The sequence below is a fragment of the Brevundimonas sp. genome, from assembly GCF_036677305.1.
In the GTDB taxonomy this organism is placed as follows: Bacteria; Pseudomonadota; Alphaproteobacteria; order Caulobacterales; family Caulobacteraceae; genus Brevundimonas.
This window is the reverse complement of record NZ_JAKFEB010000017.1, coordinates 1-15408: the sequence shown is the minus strand read 5'-3', so window position 1 is coordinate 15408 and position 15408 is coordinate 1. Positions and strand designations below refer to the sequence as shown.

The following is a 15408-nucleotide window of genomic DNA, read 5'->3' as shown; positions in this document are numbered from 1 at the left end:
GGCGCCTTGACCGGGATCAAGGCCCCGCGAGAAGACGCTCGACCTGCTGGAAGAGGCTTTCGTCGAGCAGGGGCTTTTCCACGATGGCGACGCCGGCCGCGGCCGCCTGACGTCTCAGGGCCGCCGGGGGATCGGTCGTCATCAGCAGCGCGGGCGCCCGTATCCCGGCAGCGCGTATCTGTTGAAGAAGCTGGACGCCCTGCACGTCCGGCAGGTTCTGGTCGAGGATCAGGCAGGCCAGGGATCGGTCCAGCCGGGCCATCGCCTCCGCCGCACTGGCGCAAGCGACCACCTCATAGCCACGCGTCTCCGCCATGAAGGCCAGAGAGCGCAGGACCGCCGCGTCGTCGTCGACGATCAGCAGAACCGGACAGTGGGTCGGCATGGGCGCCATGAGGCGGGTCTCGAAGCTCTGGAGATGCCCAGCCCGCCCAGTCTGTCCCCCGCGCCGGGTCGCGCCTTGATCCAGAGCAACTAGAGACCCGCTGCGAGGGCGATCCGCATCAGTTCCGCAACGTTCCGGGCGCCGGTCTTCGACATCAGGTTGGCGCGGTAGATTTCCACCGTCCGCGGACTGATTTCGAGCTCATAGGCGATGACCTTGTTGAGCTTGCCCTCCACGACGCCGGCCAGCACGTCCCGTTCCCGCGGCGACAGCTGCGCCAGCCGCTCCCCGGCCGCGAGCCGGGCGGCGTCGGGCTCCACCTCGTTCTTCAGCCGCTCGAAAGCCGCACGGATCGCGGCGATCAGGACGTCGTCGCTGAACGGCTTCTCGATGAAGTCGACCACGCCCGCCTTCATGGCTTCCACGGCCAGGGGAATGTCGCCGTGGCCCGTCATGACGATGGCGGGCAGATCCACGCCGCGGTTCTTCAGTTCGCGAACCAGCTCAAGCCCGGTGATGCCCGGCATGCGGATATCGGTCAGCAGACATCCGGGCTCGACCGGCAGGGCGGCCAGGAAGGCGTCGCCGGACTCATAGAACCGCGCATCGACGCCGTTCACATCGAGGAGGAAGGCGAGGGCGTCCCGCATGCCCGCATCGTCGTCGATGACATGAAGCAGGTCAGCCATCGGCGCCCTCCCCGTTTGCCCGCGGCAGGGTGAAGACGAAGATCGCTCCGCCGCCCGGGTTATCCTCAGCCCATATCCGCCCGCCGTGCGCCTCGACAATGGTGCGACAGATCGAAAGTCCGATGCCCATGCCCTGCGCCTTGGTCGTCGCGAACGGCTGGAACAACCTTTCACGGAACGCCGGATCGAGCCCGGGGCCGCTGTCCGCGACGCTGATCCGGACGGTGTCGGCATCCTCCAGCCGCACCACGATCTCCAGTCCCCTGCGCGGGCTGTCGCCCATGGCGTCGATGGCGTTCCGGATCAGGTTGAGCGCGACCTGCTGGATCTGGATCTTGTCCACCACCACCTCCCCGAGGTTGCGGCCGAGGCGGAGATCGACGCGGAAATCCTTGTCCTTGGCCCCGACCAGAGCCAGGGCGCTCGCCTCTTCCATCAGCTTGGCGGGATCCTCGAGCGTGTGTTCGGTCTCGCCCTTGGCGACGAACTCCCGCAGGCGTTTGATGATGTCGCCGGCCCGCAGGGCCTGATCCCCGGCCTGGTCCAGCGCCGCCTGAAGCTTCGGCAGGTCCGGCTGATCGGACTCCAGCAGGGTGACCGAGCCCTTCATGTAGCTGGCTATGGCCGACAGGGGCTGGTTCAGTTCGTGCGCCAGCGACGACGCCATCTCCCCCATCGCGGTCAGGCGCGAAACGTGCATCAGTTCCGACTGCAGTTCCTGAAGCCGGCGCTCCTGGTCCTTGCGTTCCGTCAGGTCCCTGACAAAGCCGGTGAAGAACCGGCCGCCGCTCACCCTGGCCTCGCCGACGGCGAGCTCCATGGGGAAGGTGGACCCGTCCTTGCGCTGTCCCACGACAATGCGTCCGACGCCGATGATCCGGCGCTGGCCCGTGCCGATGTAACGCTCCAGATAGTGATCATGTTCTGAGCGGTAGGGCTCGGGCATCAGGAGGTTGACATTGCGGCCGATCGCCTCGTCCGGCGTCCACCCGAAGAGGCGGATGGCGGCGGCGCTGAAGGACTGGATCTTGCCGGCGGCGTCGATGACGATCATCGCCTCGGGGACGGTTTCGAGAATGGACTGCAGGTGCGCCTGCCGGGCCGCCGCCTCGCGGCTGTCGCGCCACAGGCGCTCGCCGACCAGGCCGATGAAGGGTCCGAGCAGCGCAAAGGCCAGGGCGTCCACCAGATTGGCGGGGTCCCGCCAGAGAGCGTCCTGCAGGATCACGGTGCTGACGCCCAGACAGAGCGCCGTCGCCAGGAACGCCGCCCCCCGGCCGCCCAGCCCCGCCGCGACGAGAACCACAGGCACATAGAGAATGAGGAAGGTGCGATCGCCGAACGTGGCGTCCAGTCCGAGACGGACGGCGAGAGCGATGGCTGCCCCGGCTACCGCCGCGACATAGCCGTTCCGGCGCGACATCTGTTGCAGGATGGCGGATCGAAAATGCACCGGCCGCTCCGGATCCGACCGCGGAGCGTGCGGCCACGAACCGAGTCTAGCATGACCGTCCGCGCCCGCCACAGGTCAGGCGGCGGCCATCTCCGACAGGCATGCGGGGCGGCGGATCCGGTATTTGCGCGAGCCCGAGAACTCGATCACGCCGTCGGCCTGGAGCCGGCCCAGCATGCGGGAGATCGTCTCGATGGTCAGGCCGAGATAGTCGGCCATGTCCTGCCGGCTCATCGGCAGGGTGACGAATTCGTCCCGGAAGCGGTTGGCGACATCCATCAGAAACCGCGCCACCCGCTCGCAGGCTGTCGCCCGGCCCAGCAGCAGCATGTGGGACTGGGCGCGCTGCAATTCGTTGGCGGTGGCGGCCCAGATCATCCGCTCGACGCGACCTGTCTCGTAGGCCGCCGACCCAGCGCGGCGGAGCGCCAGGACTTCGCACCCGGTCAGCGCTTCCGCCGAGAAGCGATGGGTTTCGCCGACCTCGACGCCGATGATGTCGCCCTCGTAGTAGAAGTCTCCGACCTGCCGGCGACCATCGGCCTGCAGATGGGTGGTCCGCACGGACCCGCGAACCACCTGATAGATCAGGTCCGCTCCTTCGTCCTGGGCGTAGATTTCCTCGCCCTGGCGAAAGGTCAGCCTGACCGCGCCGGCCCAGTCGTGCCCGGTCAGGGCGCTGTCGGCGGGAGAGATGGATGTGAGTTGCGACATGACTGAACCCCTCAATCAGATGATGAGGTGTTAGACCAACACGGTCGCACTGCTTATTCAGGACGTGTCCCTAAGGGGTCGCCGCTAAGTAGCGATACGGAGGCGCAACACGTCGCTCAGGGAAGGTGGACCGCGACGTCCAGCCAATGCATGGCCTGCCCGGCATCGATCAGTTCGAACAGCGGGATCGCCAGCAGGAAAACCAGACCGTCCCGACGATCAGGCTGGCCGTCCGGATCAAGTAACGATCCGGATCTATCTCCAGCGAGGCGGAAGGCCGGCCCTGTCCCCGCCAAACCTTCCGTCTGCTGGGTGTCTTTCGGGGCCGCATACAAGTCCCCCGCGTCCGATCATGCTCGGTTGACTGGTCTCATTGTCGCGGTATTGCTGAAGCCTCGACGGGGGATACGAGTTGGCGTTGCGGGTTGAGATCACGCCGGCAGGCGGAGGAGCGACGGCGATTGCCTCGCCATCCGACCCTGCGACCCAGGCGGGTTTGGCCGAGGCTCATGCCCGGCTCCTCAAGGATCGGGGTCTGCAGTTGGACCGCAGCGGCTTTACCCCGCCCGAAACTCCGGACTGGCTTCACTGGATCGGAGACGCCCTGCGGCTGATCGCCCCTCTGATGAAATATGTGTTCTGGGCCGGGCTGGTGGCGATCGCCGGGTTGATCCTGTTCGCGATCGGGCGGGAGGTGCTCAAGCTCAGGGGGCCGCGGTCCCGGCCCCGCCAGGTCGAATCTGCAAAGGAGCCGGAATGGCGACCGGCCCTTGACGCGGCGCGCGACCTGCTGGCGAGCGCCGACGTCCTCGCGGCCAGGGGTCTCTACGCGGAAGCCGCCCACCTGCTTTTGCTGCGCAGCGTCGAGGATATCCAGCAGCGTCAACCGCGGACCGTGCGCATCTCGCTGACCGCTCGCGAAATCGCGAGTCTCAGCGTCATCCCGGACTCCGCTCGACCGGCCTTCGCCCTTATCGCGGGACTGGTGGAGCGCAGCCTGTTTGGCGGCGCTGCGGTCGCGGCCGGCGAGTTCGCTGACTGTCGGCGCGCATACGAGGCCTTTGCCATTCCTGAAGGCTGGACCAGGTGAGCCGCTCATCCCGTGCGGTCGGCGCAGCCTTCTCCCCGCTGGTCATGATCATCCTCGCTCTGGTGGTCGTGGTCGCCCTGGCGGGGCTCGCGGTTCTGTCCGCCTATGCGCCGGAGCTCGAGAACGGCAATGACGGCGGCCCGCATCCCCTGTCGAAGTCGGCGATCGGATTCCAGGGCGTCGCCAGATTACTGCAGGATACAGGGACGCCCGTGACGCTGAGCCGGGGACGCCGGACGGCCAGTGCCTTCGACAGTCTGCTGGTCGTCACCCCGGCGCCCCAGGCAAACGCGGCGCCGGCGAACAACGAAGGCCGCGGACGCAGCCCGATGGGGCAGCTCCTGCAGCCCGCACTGTTGGGACAGGCGCCGGTTCTGGTCGTTCTGCCCAAATGGACCACCGTCGCAGAGCCTCGTCGGCCGGGGTGGGTGACCACGCTGGGCCCTTGGCCGGCGGAGGCCGTGCTTGGGGTGTTGCCGGCTCCGTTGCGCGCGGGTCTCGCTCTGGACCGCCGTCCTGCGCCGGCCTTGCTCCAGCTCATCCGGCCGGGCGGACAACGGGTGGGACGTCCGGTGCGCATCGAGTCCCTGCAGACCCTCTCCGGCGAGGGTCTCGCACGCAACGCCTGGATTCCGGTGCTGACCGCCCCGTCAGGAGCGGTCGTCTTGGCCATGAAGCGCGGTTCCCGTGTCTATGTGCTGGCCGACCCCGACCTGTTGAACACCCATGGCGTCAAGACCCTCGCCGGGGCGGAAACCGCCATCGCCGTCCTCGATCTTCCCCGGGCCGAGGGCTCGCCGGTGATCTTTGACCTGACGCTTCACGGCTTCCAGCGCACGCGCAGTCTGTTGCGGCTGATGCTCGAACCGCCTCTTCTGGGGCTGACACTGCTGATGGCGGCGCTCGCCGCCTTCGCCGGTTTCCACGCGACCGTGCGGTTCGGCCCGGCGCGGGAAGCGGACCGGACCGTGGCGCTCGGCAAGCGGGCGCTGGCCGACAACACCGCTGGACTGGTCCGGCTGGCGCGCCGTGAACACCGGATGGCGGGACCTTACGCCCTTTTGGTTCGCGCCGCCGTGGCGCGCGCCATCGGAGCGCCCCGTGCGCTCAGCGAAGACGAGTTGGACGCCTTCCTCGACCGCGTCGGCGCCACCTCCGGCGCCTCCGCCCGCTATTCCGCCCTGGCCGCGAGCGCCGCGGCGGCCAAGACCCCCGATGATCTGATGACGGTCGCCCGTGACCTTCATCGCTGGAAGCAGGAGCTGACCCGTGGACGTCAATGAGGTGGCCGCGATCGCGGCGCGCATCCGCACTGAGATCGCCCGCGCCGTCGTGGGGCAGGATCCGGCGGTGGATCTGCTGCTGACGGCGCTGTTCGCCGGCGGCCATGTCCTGCTGGAGGGGCCGCCCGGCACCGCCAAGACGCTGCTCGCCCAGAGCTTCGCGCGAACGGTCGGGCTCGACTACGGCCGCATCCAGTTCACGCCGGACCTGATGCCCGGCGACATCATTGGGGCCAATCTGTTCAACTTCCAGACCTCGAGCTTCACGCTCACGCGGGGCCCCATCTTCTGCGAGCTGCTGCTCGCCGATGAAATCAACCGGACTCCCCCCAAGACGCAGGCGGCGCTGCTGGAAGCGATGCAGGAGCGCCAGATCACCATCGACGGCGTCTCCCACAGCCTGAGCAACCGCTTCACCGTCGTCGCGACCCAGAACCCGATCGAGCAGCAGGGCACCTACCCGCTGCCCGAGGCGCAACTGGACCGCTTCCTGTTCAAGCATGTGCTGGAGTACCCCTCCGTCGAGCAGGAAAGGGTGATCGTCTCCACCTTCGGTGCGCGCTGCGGTCAGGCGGACCCGAAGTCCCTCGGCGTTCAGCCGGTCGGCGACCGAGCGGCGATCGACGCCGCCGTCGCGGCGGTCGCGGATGTCCGCCTCACCCAGGAGGTGACGGACTATATCGTCGACCTGATCCGCGCGACGCGGGATTCAGCCGATACCGACACCGGCGCCTCTCCCAGGGCCGGAGCGATGCTGGCCATGGCCGCCCGGGCCCGCGCGGCGCTCGACGGACGCGACTACGTCATCCCGGATGATGTGAAACAGCTGGCGGTTCCCACCTTGCGCCACCGCCTGCTCCTGTCGCCCGCGGCCGAGATCGAGGGGCGAAAAGTGGATCAGGTGCTCCAGAATCTCGTCGAGCAGGTCGCGGCGCCGCGGTGATCTATCCGACTCGCCGAGCTGTGGTCGCCCTGGCGGCGGGACTGCCCGTGACTCTGCTGGCCGGCGTCATGACGCCGGCCGGATGGCTGATCGCCCCGGCCTGGATCGCCGGCATCGTTATATTGCTGGCTCTCGACGCCCTGATGAGCGGCTCTCGCACCCACCTGATTCTGGAGACGCCCGAGCCCCTCTTTCCCGCCGTGGCGCGCCGAACCGAAGGGGGTTTTACCGCGCGTTTCGGGCGGGGGCCGGTCCCGGCCTGCGCCGAGGCCGCTCTCGCCGCCGATCGCAGGCTGGGGCTGACTGACCCGGTCAGCCGGGCCGCGGTGCATGACGGGATGGCTCGCTTCACGTTTTCATTCACCCCCCTCCGCCGGGGCGCTGCAATGCTGCAGCGGCTGTGGGTGCGCTGGAGCGGCCCGATGGGGCTCGTCTGGAAGCACAAGGTCTTCGAGCTGGGCCAGTCGGCGGCGGTGACCACGGACCTGCAGTCCGTGCGGGAAGACGCGGTCATGCTTTTCGCGCGCGACGCCATGTTCGGCGCGAAGACGCAGATCGAGCTGGGTGAAGGGGCCGAGTTCCAGGCGTTGCGCGATTTTCAGCCAGGCATGGACCGCCGGGCGATCGACTGGAAACAGTCCGCGCGCCACTCCGCCTTGCTGGCCAAGGAATTCCGCACTGAGCGGAATCACCACGTCATTATGGCTCTGGACTGCGGGCGGGTCATGAGCGAGCCGGTCGGCGGCGCGCCTCGCATCGACCGTGCGATCAACGCCGCCCTTCTGCTGGCCTATGCCTGCTTGAGATCCGGCGATCGGGCCGGCTTCTTCGCGTTTGACTCCAGGCCCAGGCTGTCGGCCGGCGCGGCCGCGGGGCTGGAGGCCTTCCGGTCGCTTCAGCTGGTCGCCGGGCGCATCGACTATTCGACCCACGAGACCAACTACACCCTCGGACTCGCCAGCCTGGGGGGTGAATTGAAGCGCCGGTCGCTGGTGGTTGTATTCACCGACTTCACCGACTCGATCGCGGCGGAGTTGATGGTCGAATCCCTCGGCCGTCTGATGCGCCGTCATCTGATCCTGTTCGTGGTGCTGCGGGACGAGGAATTGGAAGGTTTGACGGAGGCGGAGCCCCGGGAAACCGAGGATGTCGCCCGCGCCGTAGTCGCCGCGGGGTTGCTGCGTGAGCGCGACACCGTCGTTGTCCGCCTGCGCCGCATGGGCATCCAGATCGTTGAAGCGCCCGCCGACCGGATCGGCCCGGCCCTGATCAACGCCTATCTCGACCTCAAGCGGAGGGACCTGCTGTGACCGAGGCCCTGTCGACGACGCCGATGCTCAAGAGCCAGCGCTTCCGACATGACCGGCAGGACGACTGGATCCGTCTGGAGAACCTGCTCGGCAAGGCCGAGCGGGGCACCCCGGCCAAACTGACGGACGAGGAGATTCTCGCCGTCCCCATCCTCTACCGCTCCACCCTGTCGGCCCTGTCGGTCGCGCGCGAGACCTCTCTGGACGTCGGGCTGATCGCCTATCTCGAGAACCTCTCGGCCCGCGCCTATTTCTTCGTCTACGGCTCTCGCTCAACCCTTCGCGCCCGACTGGCGGGCTTCTTTGCATCGGAGTGGCCGAAGGCGGTACGCGGGCTCTGGCGAGAGACCCTTGTCTCGGCGGCGATGATGGGCCTGGGTGCGGTCTGCGCCGCCTGGCTGGTCACGGTCGATCCCGAGTGGTTCTACGCTTTCGTGCCCGCTGAACTCTCCGGCGGCCGCGATCCCGGCGCATCGACGGAAAGCTTGCGCGAGACGCTCGCAGGAACCGGCGACAGCAGCGGCATGTCCGTCTTCGCCACCTTCCTGTTCACGCACAACGCCCAGGTGGGCCTGCTCGCCTTCGCGCTCGGCTTCGCCTTCTGCGTCCCCAGCGCCCTGCTGATGCTTTACAACGGCGCAACGCTGGGCGCTTTCGTAGCGCTATTCGCCAACCGCGGTCTCGGACTTGAAGTCGGCGGTTGGCTGCTGATCCATGGCGTAACGGAATTGTTCGCCGTCATTCTGGCCGGCGCGGCAGGACTGCGGATCGGGTGGGCCGTGATCTTCCCGAGCGGACGCCATCGACTGGAAGCGGCTTCGGAGGCCGGGCGCAGCGCGGGGCTGGTGATGGGCGGCGTCATCGTCATGTTGTTCGTGGCCGGCCTGCTGGAGGGTTTCGGGCGCCAGCTGATTGCGGACACCGGCGCCCGCTATGGCGTGGCCCTGTTCACCGCCGCGCTCTGGGCCACATATTTCTACGCGTCCCGGCCTGAGGCGCGTCATGGTCGCTGAGCCAATCACGGTCCCTGCCGACGACAGGACGCTTCGCGAGTTCGTCACGCCCGAAGGCGTCGACCTGCGCCTGCACATCGGGGACGCCGCCCAGCGCGCGGGGGCTTTCATCCTCGACGCGGTGATCATCTTCGGAATCCTTCTCGGAGCCACCCTGGCCGCGATCCTCATCGGGCTCGGCGCTGCGACGGCCGGAGGATCAGCCGGCATCGAGATGGTGGCTATCATCTGGCTTCTGGGCTTCTTCGTTCTGAGGAATTTCTATTTCACCGCCTTCGAGTTGTCGGCGCGGGCCGCAACACCGGGAAAGCGGATAATGGGTCTGCGCGTGGCGTCCCGCGACGGGGGGCGGCTGCGAGCGGAGTCCGTATTCGCCCGTAATGCCATGCGCGAGCTCGAGGTGTTCCTGCCTATGTCGATCCTGTTCAGCCGCGCCCAGCAAGGCGGCGTGGAAAGCTGGATGTACCTCCTGGCATTCGCCTCCGTGGCCGTGTTCGTGCTGTTTCCGTTGTTTAACCGCGACCGTCTGCGGGTTGGCGACCTGATCGGCGGCACATGGGTCGTGCGAAGCCCGCGCCGCAGGCTGGGTCGCGACATGGCTGAGGACGGGAGCGCGCGCCTGAACCGCTTCAACTTCAGCGCGGCGCAGATCGACGCCTACGGGGCCCGGGAACTTCATGTGCTGGAGGAGGTCGTGCGGCGCCGCGACCGCCGCACGATGCGCACGGTGGCCGCAAGGATCGCCGCCAAGATCGGCTGGCCTCACAGCGCCTTTGACGACGACTACGACTTCCTGAGCGCCTATTACGCCGCCCTGCGGGGCCGACTGGAGTCACGCCTTCTGATGGGAGTCAGACGCCGCGACAAGCACGACGTCTGACCGCCGCTGTCAGTCGAACACCGAGGCGAGTTGGTCCGGTGAGACGCCTTCCTTGGTGCGACGCAGCTCATAATAGACGGCCGCCACACCGGCGGATGAGACCACGCCCGTCAGGATGTTGACCAAGGGGCTCAGGACCATCGCCACGCCCCAGAACGTGCTCGCCGTGGCGAAGTTACCGCCCGCAGCCACGCCTACGGCCATGACGATCCAGCTGATCATCCAGGACAGGACCAGATAGACAACCAGCAGTGCGAAGATTCTCCAGCGGTTGCCGCGGGTGAGATCCCGGCTCCTTTGGAAGCTCTCGAGAATGCCCCGGTTCTCGACGACCAGGGCGGGGCTCGCCACCACCCAGATAACCGCGAGTATCACGCCCGGCACGATCAGGAGCAAAAAGCCCAGTCCGAGTCCCAGGGCCATCAGGATGGCCAGCCCGAACAGGGGAAAGAAGAAACGGAGCCCGACCGACAGGGCGCTGCCCAGATCCACGGACTTGCCGTTGAAGCCGTTGACCGCCGCGAACACCACCATCCCCTGAAGAACGTAGGTACCAACCACGCTGAGGATTCCGCCGATAGACACGAACGCCAGGCCCGCGAACGGCTCATTGATTGTGTTGGTTATTTGTCCGTAGCCACTGATAAGACTGGGAATTCCCACAAGAAGAACGGCTGCTCCGAGGAAAACGACCCAGTTGCGGCTGATCGCCTCGAACGTTTTTTGCATAACACGGCCGAGGTCGAACACGCCCCCGTTGTAGTCTGTTGTTGTCATTGGCCCCTCCTGTTCGACCCACAAGAGCGGGTCCGGGGGCCGATGGCAAGCGGACCATATGGCGTGCGGTCACTGCGGTCGTCCTCGCCTCCGTCGGGACGCCCGTGACATTCATCGCCCCGATTCCCAGCGGACCCGACGACGTTTGGGGCCGTCCCGCAGCGGAGCCGGCGCCGTCGTCACAGGCGGCGCCGGGGCCCCCGCGAAGAGACCCCCTAGCGCGAGCTTCGCGGCCTCCGCCCGATCGGGCGCGACTTCGATCAGGATAGCGGACGGGGAGGCCGTCGCGCGCCACTCCGTCTCCGGTCCCACGGCCGTCGCCAGGGCCTCCTCGACCATGCGGGGGGCGAGAACCCGACCGGGATAGCGCCACAGGTCGCCGATTCGTCCCTCGACACCCCTGATCGCGTGCAGCGGCGAACCGCAGCGGCATGGCGGAGCGGATTCCAGAAGGTCGTCCAGCTTCAGTCTGACCACCGGCTGGCTCGTGCGTCGCAGATCGGTGACGACCGGTTGGAACCGGTTGGTCCCGGCGACGGCTTCTCGCTCCACGATCATGACGTCTTCGTTGAGATGCAGGGTCCCGAACCGGCATGGGGCGCCGATGAAACCTTCGGTCGCCTGATAGATGGGGTCCGGCCTCATGCCGAGCCGGCGACCGATCCACGCCCGCTCGCTCTCCGGCATGGGCTCCGCGCCGTAGAAGAGGCGCCGCAAGGGCCAGCCTGCGGACTCGCAGCCGTGTCTCGAGATATCGGCCAGCACATGCGAGGGCGCGATCAGGACATGCGGTCGAAAGGCGTTCAGGCGGGCCAGCTTCTCCCCGGTGGGAAGATCGAGACCCAGGAAGGTGAAGGCGATCGAGCCCGCACCCGTTACATCGCGATAGAGCGCGCTGTCTGCGCGCAGACAGAGGGCGATCCGGCAGGGCCCAAGCAGGGCTCCGGCGGGCGCCAACCGCGCCAGGGCGTGACCGAGATAGCCCGCCCGTTCGGCCGCGCTGACCAGAAAGAGACCTCGGGCGCCGCCCGTCCCGGTCGAGAAGCCGGCCTCCAGGCCGTGCGGCAGCCCGCCCTCCCCGCCCCGTTCGGCGGCCTCCGCCGCCGCGACCGCGCGCTCGAGGCTGACATCGACCGTATTCCATCGGGCGAAATCGCGTCGAACCTCATCCGGCGTCGAAACGGGAAGCCGGTGATGCGGAAGCCCGGCCAACCCGGCGAGGGCGGGCGTACGGCTGAGCGTGGGGCTGAAGCGGCGCCACATCCGCTCCTGGCGTCTCAGCACGTCCTCGGGCGTCCTCAGCTGCAGGCGACTGGCCTGCGCCCCGGCCCAGGCGCGCAGGATCGCGAGGCGGTCAGAGGTCATGATCCGCGGCCTCCGCCGCGGCTTCGGGGCAATGGGAAGGCGTCAGCTTCAGCTCGGGGTTCCGCGCCCAAAGGGAATGGAGGGCGTGCAGGGTGCGCCGGTAGTCGATCGTGCGGCCCAGGAGAGCCGTGGTCAGGCGGGGCGGCGGCGTATTGCTGCGAACGGCGGCTCTCGACCAGGCGGCGTCCGCCACCAGAAAATGACGGCGGTCGTCCTCGCCCTTCGCCAGCAGACCCCAGTGGCCGGGACAATGGCCGGGCAGAGGCACCGCGATCAGCGAACCGTCGCCGAACAGATCCGCTCCCGCGTCGAAAGGCGACAGGTCCGGCCCCAGGGCGGTCCGGGGGTAGTCCTCGAAGAAGCGGGCGCGCCGCTCCAGGTCGGCCGGCACAAGGCCGCTGACCAGGCCGCGGCGGATGCGCGACAGTCGCCCCCGCTCCCTGACCTCGCCCAGACCGGCGCGGGCGCAGAAAACGGCGGCGTCGGGGAAGGCGTGCAGACCGGCGACGTGGTCGCCGTGAAAATGCGAAATGACGACGGCCCGGATGTCCGCCGCCGCCAGACCGAAGCGGCCCAGCTTCTCGACCACGGCGTCGCCCGCCGGCAGATCGACCGGCGTCGCCCAACGATAGAGGCGTTCCGGAAGCGTCCGCGTCTCGACGAAGAAGGCCGGATCATAGCCGGTGTCGAACAGGATCGGTCCGATCCGCGGGTGCAGGATCAGGGTCGCAAGCGCCGGAAAGACCGCGGGCCTCCAACTGGCGCCCCGCCGCGCCATCGCTTCAGGGTGACGGCAGGATCCGGCCTGCAGCAGATGCACCTCGCAGCGGGTCACGCCATCCCCCGGGCCAGGGCCAGTGCGGTTTCCACGGCGTCATGGCGGGGCTCATAGCCCAGCCGCGTCCTCGCGAAGGTCAGATCGAAGGTTTGCGAATAGGCCAGGGTGGCCAGCGTATACGACGTCAACGGCGGCTCGGGCCGTCCCGGCCAGGCGCCGTAGATGGTTTCGAAGGCCCGCGCGGCCCCTCGCATCAGGCTCATGGGCATCGGAACCAGTCGTGGCTCGATGCCGAGCGCCGCGCTGAGGCGCAGCGAGAAGTCGAGGATTCCCACCGGACGGCCCCCCGAAATGTTGACCGCCTGTCCGCCCACAGCATGCCGGTGAATGTCCGCCAGAACCAGGGCCCGAGCCGCGTCCCTCACGTCGGTCAGATCGATGCGCGCTGCGCCGTTCCGCAGCACCGGAAGCACCCCCCTGCGCACCAGCCCCAGAATACGGGGCAGCAAGACCCTGTCATCCGGACCGATGAGGGCGCGGGGCCGGACGACGACCGTGCGGAACGACGGTCGGTCGGCGTTCAGCACCCGCCGTTCCGCCTCCCGCTTTGTCCGCGCATAGGCGTTCAGCGCCCGTGCGGGCGGTTCGCTCTCTTCCGTCAGTCCGGTCTGGTCGCGAAAGGCGGAGTGGACGGACGGGGAGGATACGAAGACGAAGGCGTCGCAACCGGCCTGCGCCGCGGCCTCCATCAGCGCGGCCGTGGCGTCGACGTTGATCCTCCGGAAGTCGGCCTCCCGGCCCCACGGGCTTGACAGGGCGGCGGCGTGAAACACCACGTCGCCCTCCTTTACGAGGGCCGCGAGGTCGGCGGTCAGAAGATCGGCGATCACGACCGTCGCCCCCATGTCCTCCAGGCGCTTGCGGTTGGGAGCGCTGCGCCCGGTCGCGGTGACGGCGTAGCCCGCGTCGAGCAGGGCCCGGACCAGCGCCAGCCCCAGGCCGCCCGTCGCGCCCGTCACGAGAGCCTTGCGGCTCATACGCGCAGCACCATGGCCGCCGCGCTGATCCCGGCCGCCGTTCCCAGAAGCAGGACGGTGGTCCCCGGCCTGAGCCGGCCTGATCGATGCGCTTCCGCCAGGGCGGTGGGCAGGGAGGCGGCGATCTGGTTGCCATGGTCCGAAAAGATGTCGATCACCCGCCCGGGGTCGCCGCCGACCAGCCGCCGGACGTGATCCAGGGCGGGGCGGCTGGCCTGGTGACAGACGATGACGTCGACCGTCTTCCGCGTCAGTCCGGCGTCCGCCAGCACGCCGTCAATCAGCCCGGGCACCACCCGGGCGGCGGCCTTGAAGACGCCGAACGCATCCATCCGGAACCGCGCGCCCTGTATCAGGGCCTCGACGCCGTCCTCGGCGCGCACGCGCGTGCCGCCCGAGCGCAGGACGGCGAGATCCTTGCCGTCGCCATAGGTCTCGAAGCGGCGGCTCAGCAGGGCCGGGCCTGCGGGATCGGAACGCGCCTCGAGACAGACCGCGGCCGCGCCGTCACCGAAGATGGCGGCGGCGCCGGGCGTCTCCCAGTCCAGCCCCGCCGACGCTATGTCGCTGGAGACCACCAGGACCCGTTTGAAACGGCCGCTTGCGAAACCCATCGCCGCGACGTCGATCGCCGCGAGGAAGGACAGGCACGTCTGGTTGACGTCAAAGGACCACAGGCCCGACGCGCCGAGACCCAGCGCCTGCTGGATCAGCACGGACGTGCCCGGAATCGGTTGCTCCATGACCCCGCAGGCGCCGATCAGGACGTCGAACTCGCCATGGCCCCAGCCGGCCATATCCAGCGCCTGCCGGGCCGCGGCCGCGCCCAGCGCTGACGAGGACTCGTCCGGACCCGCCACGCCTCTCGCGGCTATGCCGAATTGCGCCTCGGTCCAGCCTTCGGGTTTCCGGAATATCGCATCGAATGCGCTGGACGGCCGGCGCTCGGCGGGTTGGCAGGCCCCATAACCCGTGATGGCGAGAGGCGTCATGAAGGCAGGCTAGCCCATCGCCCGATGAGCCGTCCAGTCGCCTGCAACGCCCTTGCACCGGGTCTCAGATACGCTCCACAAGACGCGGAAACTGCTCCAGATAGCCGGTGAATGCTTGACGAATCTCGTCGTCCCGAAGGTCGAAATCGCTTGAGCGATAGCGATGGCTCCCGGGCGGGGAGGCAGGATCGTTGAGCAGATAGCGCCGGACCCGCCGTTCGTGCTCGGCGCTGAATGCCTCGCCGCTCCGGGTCAGTATCTCGCCAACAACGCGGAGAGGGTCGGCGACCAGATCATCGTAGTGGACATCGATCACGGGGTCGTCCCGCCACCCGCTCCTGTCCGCCATGCAGCGCGCTGTCGCGCGCGACAGCAGATCGAGATTGGCCCGCCCCAGGCGGGGCCTGTCGACGTGGTCCGTGACCGCGCCCTGCATCTCCCTCATCAGGCTGTTGGCGCTGTTGACGCAGGCGACCGGATCCCGGTGCGTCTGGATGATCGTGGCCTGCGGCAGCGCCTGTCGCAACAGGCCGGGGTTCAGGGTGTGGATCGGCGCCTTGAGAACGAGCCGTTCCCCGGGTCGCTCGGCTGAAAATCGCAGGAGATGGTCGCGGTATCTCGCGTATCCCGCCGACTGGTCCTGCTCCAGGAACCAGTCGAGATAGCCGTACACCGGCGCGGTCAGCCAGAAGGCGGCGC

At 68.2% G+C, this 15408-nt stretch carries 16 protein-coding genes; 6 read left to right on the top strand and 10 right to left on the bottom strand.

Features of this window, described 5'->3' with window-relative positions:
- Positions 1–16: 16 nt before the first annotated feature.
- From V6M42_RS00935 to V6M42_RS00920, 4 genes are all read right to left on the bottom strand, one after another.
- Positions 17–394, bottom strand: a complete 378-nt coding sequence (locus tag V6M42_RS00935) for a response regulator (RefSeq protein ID WP_332660909.1) — start codon at positions 392–394, stop codon at positions 17–19.
- An 80-nt stretch (positions 395–474) separates the two neighbouring features.
- Complete coding sequence (gene fixJ, locus V6M42_RS00930; protein ID WP_332676523.1) at positions 475–1074, bottom strand: response regulator FixJ; 600 nt, start codon at positions 1072–1074, stop codon at positions 475–477.
- A complete protein-coding gene (locus V6M42_RS00925; protein ID WP_332676521.1) occupies positions 1067–2527 on the bottom strand; it encodes a sensor histidine kinase in 1461 nt (486 codons plus the stop codon). The genes fixJ and V6M42_RS00925 overlap by 8 nt, the downstream gene beginning before the upstream one ends.
- A gap of 75 nt (positions 2528–2602) precedes the next feature.
- A complete protein-coding gene (locus V6M42_RS00920; protein ID WP_332676518.1) occupies positions 2603–3241 on the bottom strand; it encodes a helix-turn-helix domain-containing protein in 639 nt (212 codons plus the stop codon).
- A gap of 412 nt (positions 3242–3653) precedes the next feature.
- Here V6M42_RS00920 and V6M42_RS00915 point away from each other — a divergent pair, with 412 nt between their 5' ends.
- Genes V6M42_RS00915 through V6M42_RS00890 form a run of 6 tightly spaced genes read left to right on the top strand, consistent with a single transcriptional unit; the run spans position 3654 to position 9760 of the window.
- The gene (locus V6M42_RS00915) at positions 3654–4331 is read left to right on the top strand and encodes a DUF4129 domain-containing protein (RefSeq protein WP_332676516.1); all 678 of its coding nucleotides are present in this window, start codon (positions 3654–3656) and stop codon (positions 4329–4331) included.
- The gene (locus V6M42_RS00910) at positions 4328–5614 is read left to right on the top strand and encodes a hypothetical protein (RefSeq protein ID WP_332676514.1); all 1287 of its coding nucleotides are present in this window, start codon (positions 4328–4330) and stop codon (positions 5612–5614) included. The genes V6M42_RS00915 and V6M42_RS00910 overlap by 4 nt, the downstream gene beginning before the upstream one ends.
- Entirely contained in the window at positions 5601–6557 is a 957-nt protein-coding gene (locus V6M42_RS00905) for an AAA family ATPase (protein WP_332660919.1), read from the top strand. The genes V6M42_RS00910 and V6M42_RS00905 overlap by 14 nt, the downstream gene beginning before the upstream one ends.
- Positions 6554–7867 carry a DUF58 domain-containing protein gene (locus V6M42_RS00900; protein WP_332676513.1) on the top strand — a complete coding sequence of 438 codons (1314 nt, stop codon included), beginning with the start codon at positions 6554–6556 and terminating at the stop codon, positions 7865–7867. The genes V6M42_RS00905 and V6M42_RS00900 overlap by 4 nt, the downstream gene beginning before the upstream one ends.
- Positions 7864–8880, top strand: a complete 1017-nt coding sequence (locus tag V6M42_RS00895; RefSeq protein ID WP_332676511.1) for a stage II sporulation protein M — start codon at positions 7864–7866, stop codon at positions 8878–8880. Before V6M42_RS00900 ends, V6M42_RS00895 begins: the two co-directional genes overlap by 4 nt.
- A complete protein-coding gene (locus tag V6M42_RS00890) occupies positions 8870–9760 on the top strand; it encodes an RDD family protein (RefSeq protein ID WP_332676509.1) in 891 nt (296 codons plus the stop codon). The genes V6M42_RS00895 and V6M42_RS00890 overlap by 11 nt, the downstream gene beginning before the upstream one ends.
- Positions 9761–9769: 9 nt before the next feature.
- On the opposite strand, the gene V6M42_RS00885 is transcribed toward V6M42_RS00890, so the two are convergent.
- From V6M42_RS00885 to V6M42_RS00860, 6 genes are all read right to left on the bottom strand, one after another.
- On the bottom strand, positions 9770–10537 hold the full coding sequence (locus V6M42_RS00885; RefSeq protein ID WP_332676507.1) for a YciC family protein: 768 nt from the start codon (positions 10535–10537) through the stop codon (positions 9770–9772).
- Between the two features lie 111 nt (positions 10538–10648).
- Positions 10649–11902: a cell division protein FtsA gene (locus V6M42_RS00880; protein ID WP_332676505.1), complete on the bottom strand. Its 1254-nt coding sequence runs from the start codon at positions 11900–11902 to the stop codon at positions 10649–10651.
- Positions 11892–12737: an MBL fold metallo-hydrolase gene (locus tag V6M42_RS00875; RefSeq protein WP_332676503.1), complete on the bottom strand. Its 846-nt coding sequence runs from the start codon at positions 12735–12737 to the stop codon at positions 11892–11894. Before V6M42_RS00875 ends, V6M42_RS00880 begins: the two co-directional genes overlap by 11 nt.
- Entirely contained in the window at positions 12734–13717 is a 984-nt protein-coding gene (locus tag V6M42_RS00870) for an NAD-dependent epimerase/dehydratase family protein (RefSeq protein ID WP_332676502.1), read from the bottom strand. The genes V6M42_RS00875 and V6M42_RS00870 overlap by 4 nt, the downstream gene beginning before the upstream one ends.
- The gene (locus V6M42_RS00865) at positions 13714–14709 is read right to left on the bottom strand and encodes a 3-oxoacyl-[acyl-carrier-protein] synthase III C-terminal domain-containing protein (protein WP_332676500.1); all 996 of its coding nucleotides are present in this window, start codon (positions 14707–14709) and stop codon (positions 13714–13716) included. Before V6M42_RS00865 ends, V6M42_RS00870 begins: the two co-directional genes overlap by 4 nt.
- A gap of 64 nt (positions 14710–14773) precedes the next feature.
- A partial coding sequence (locus tag V6M42_RS00860) for a sulfotransferase family protein (RefSeq protein WP_332676498.1) occupies positions 14774–15408 on the bottom strand: 635 nt, incomplete at its 5' end.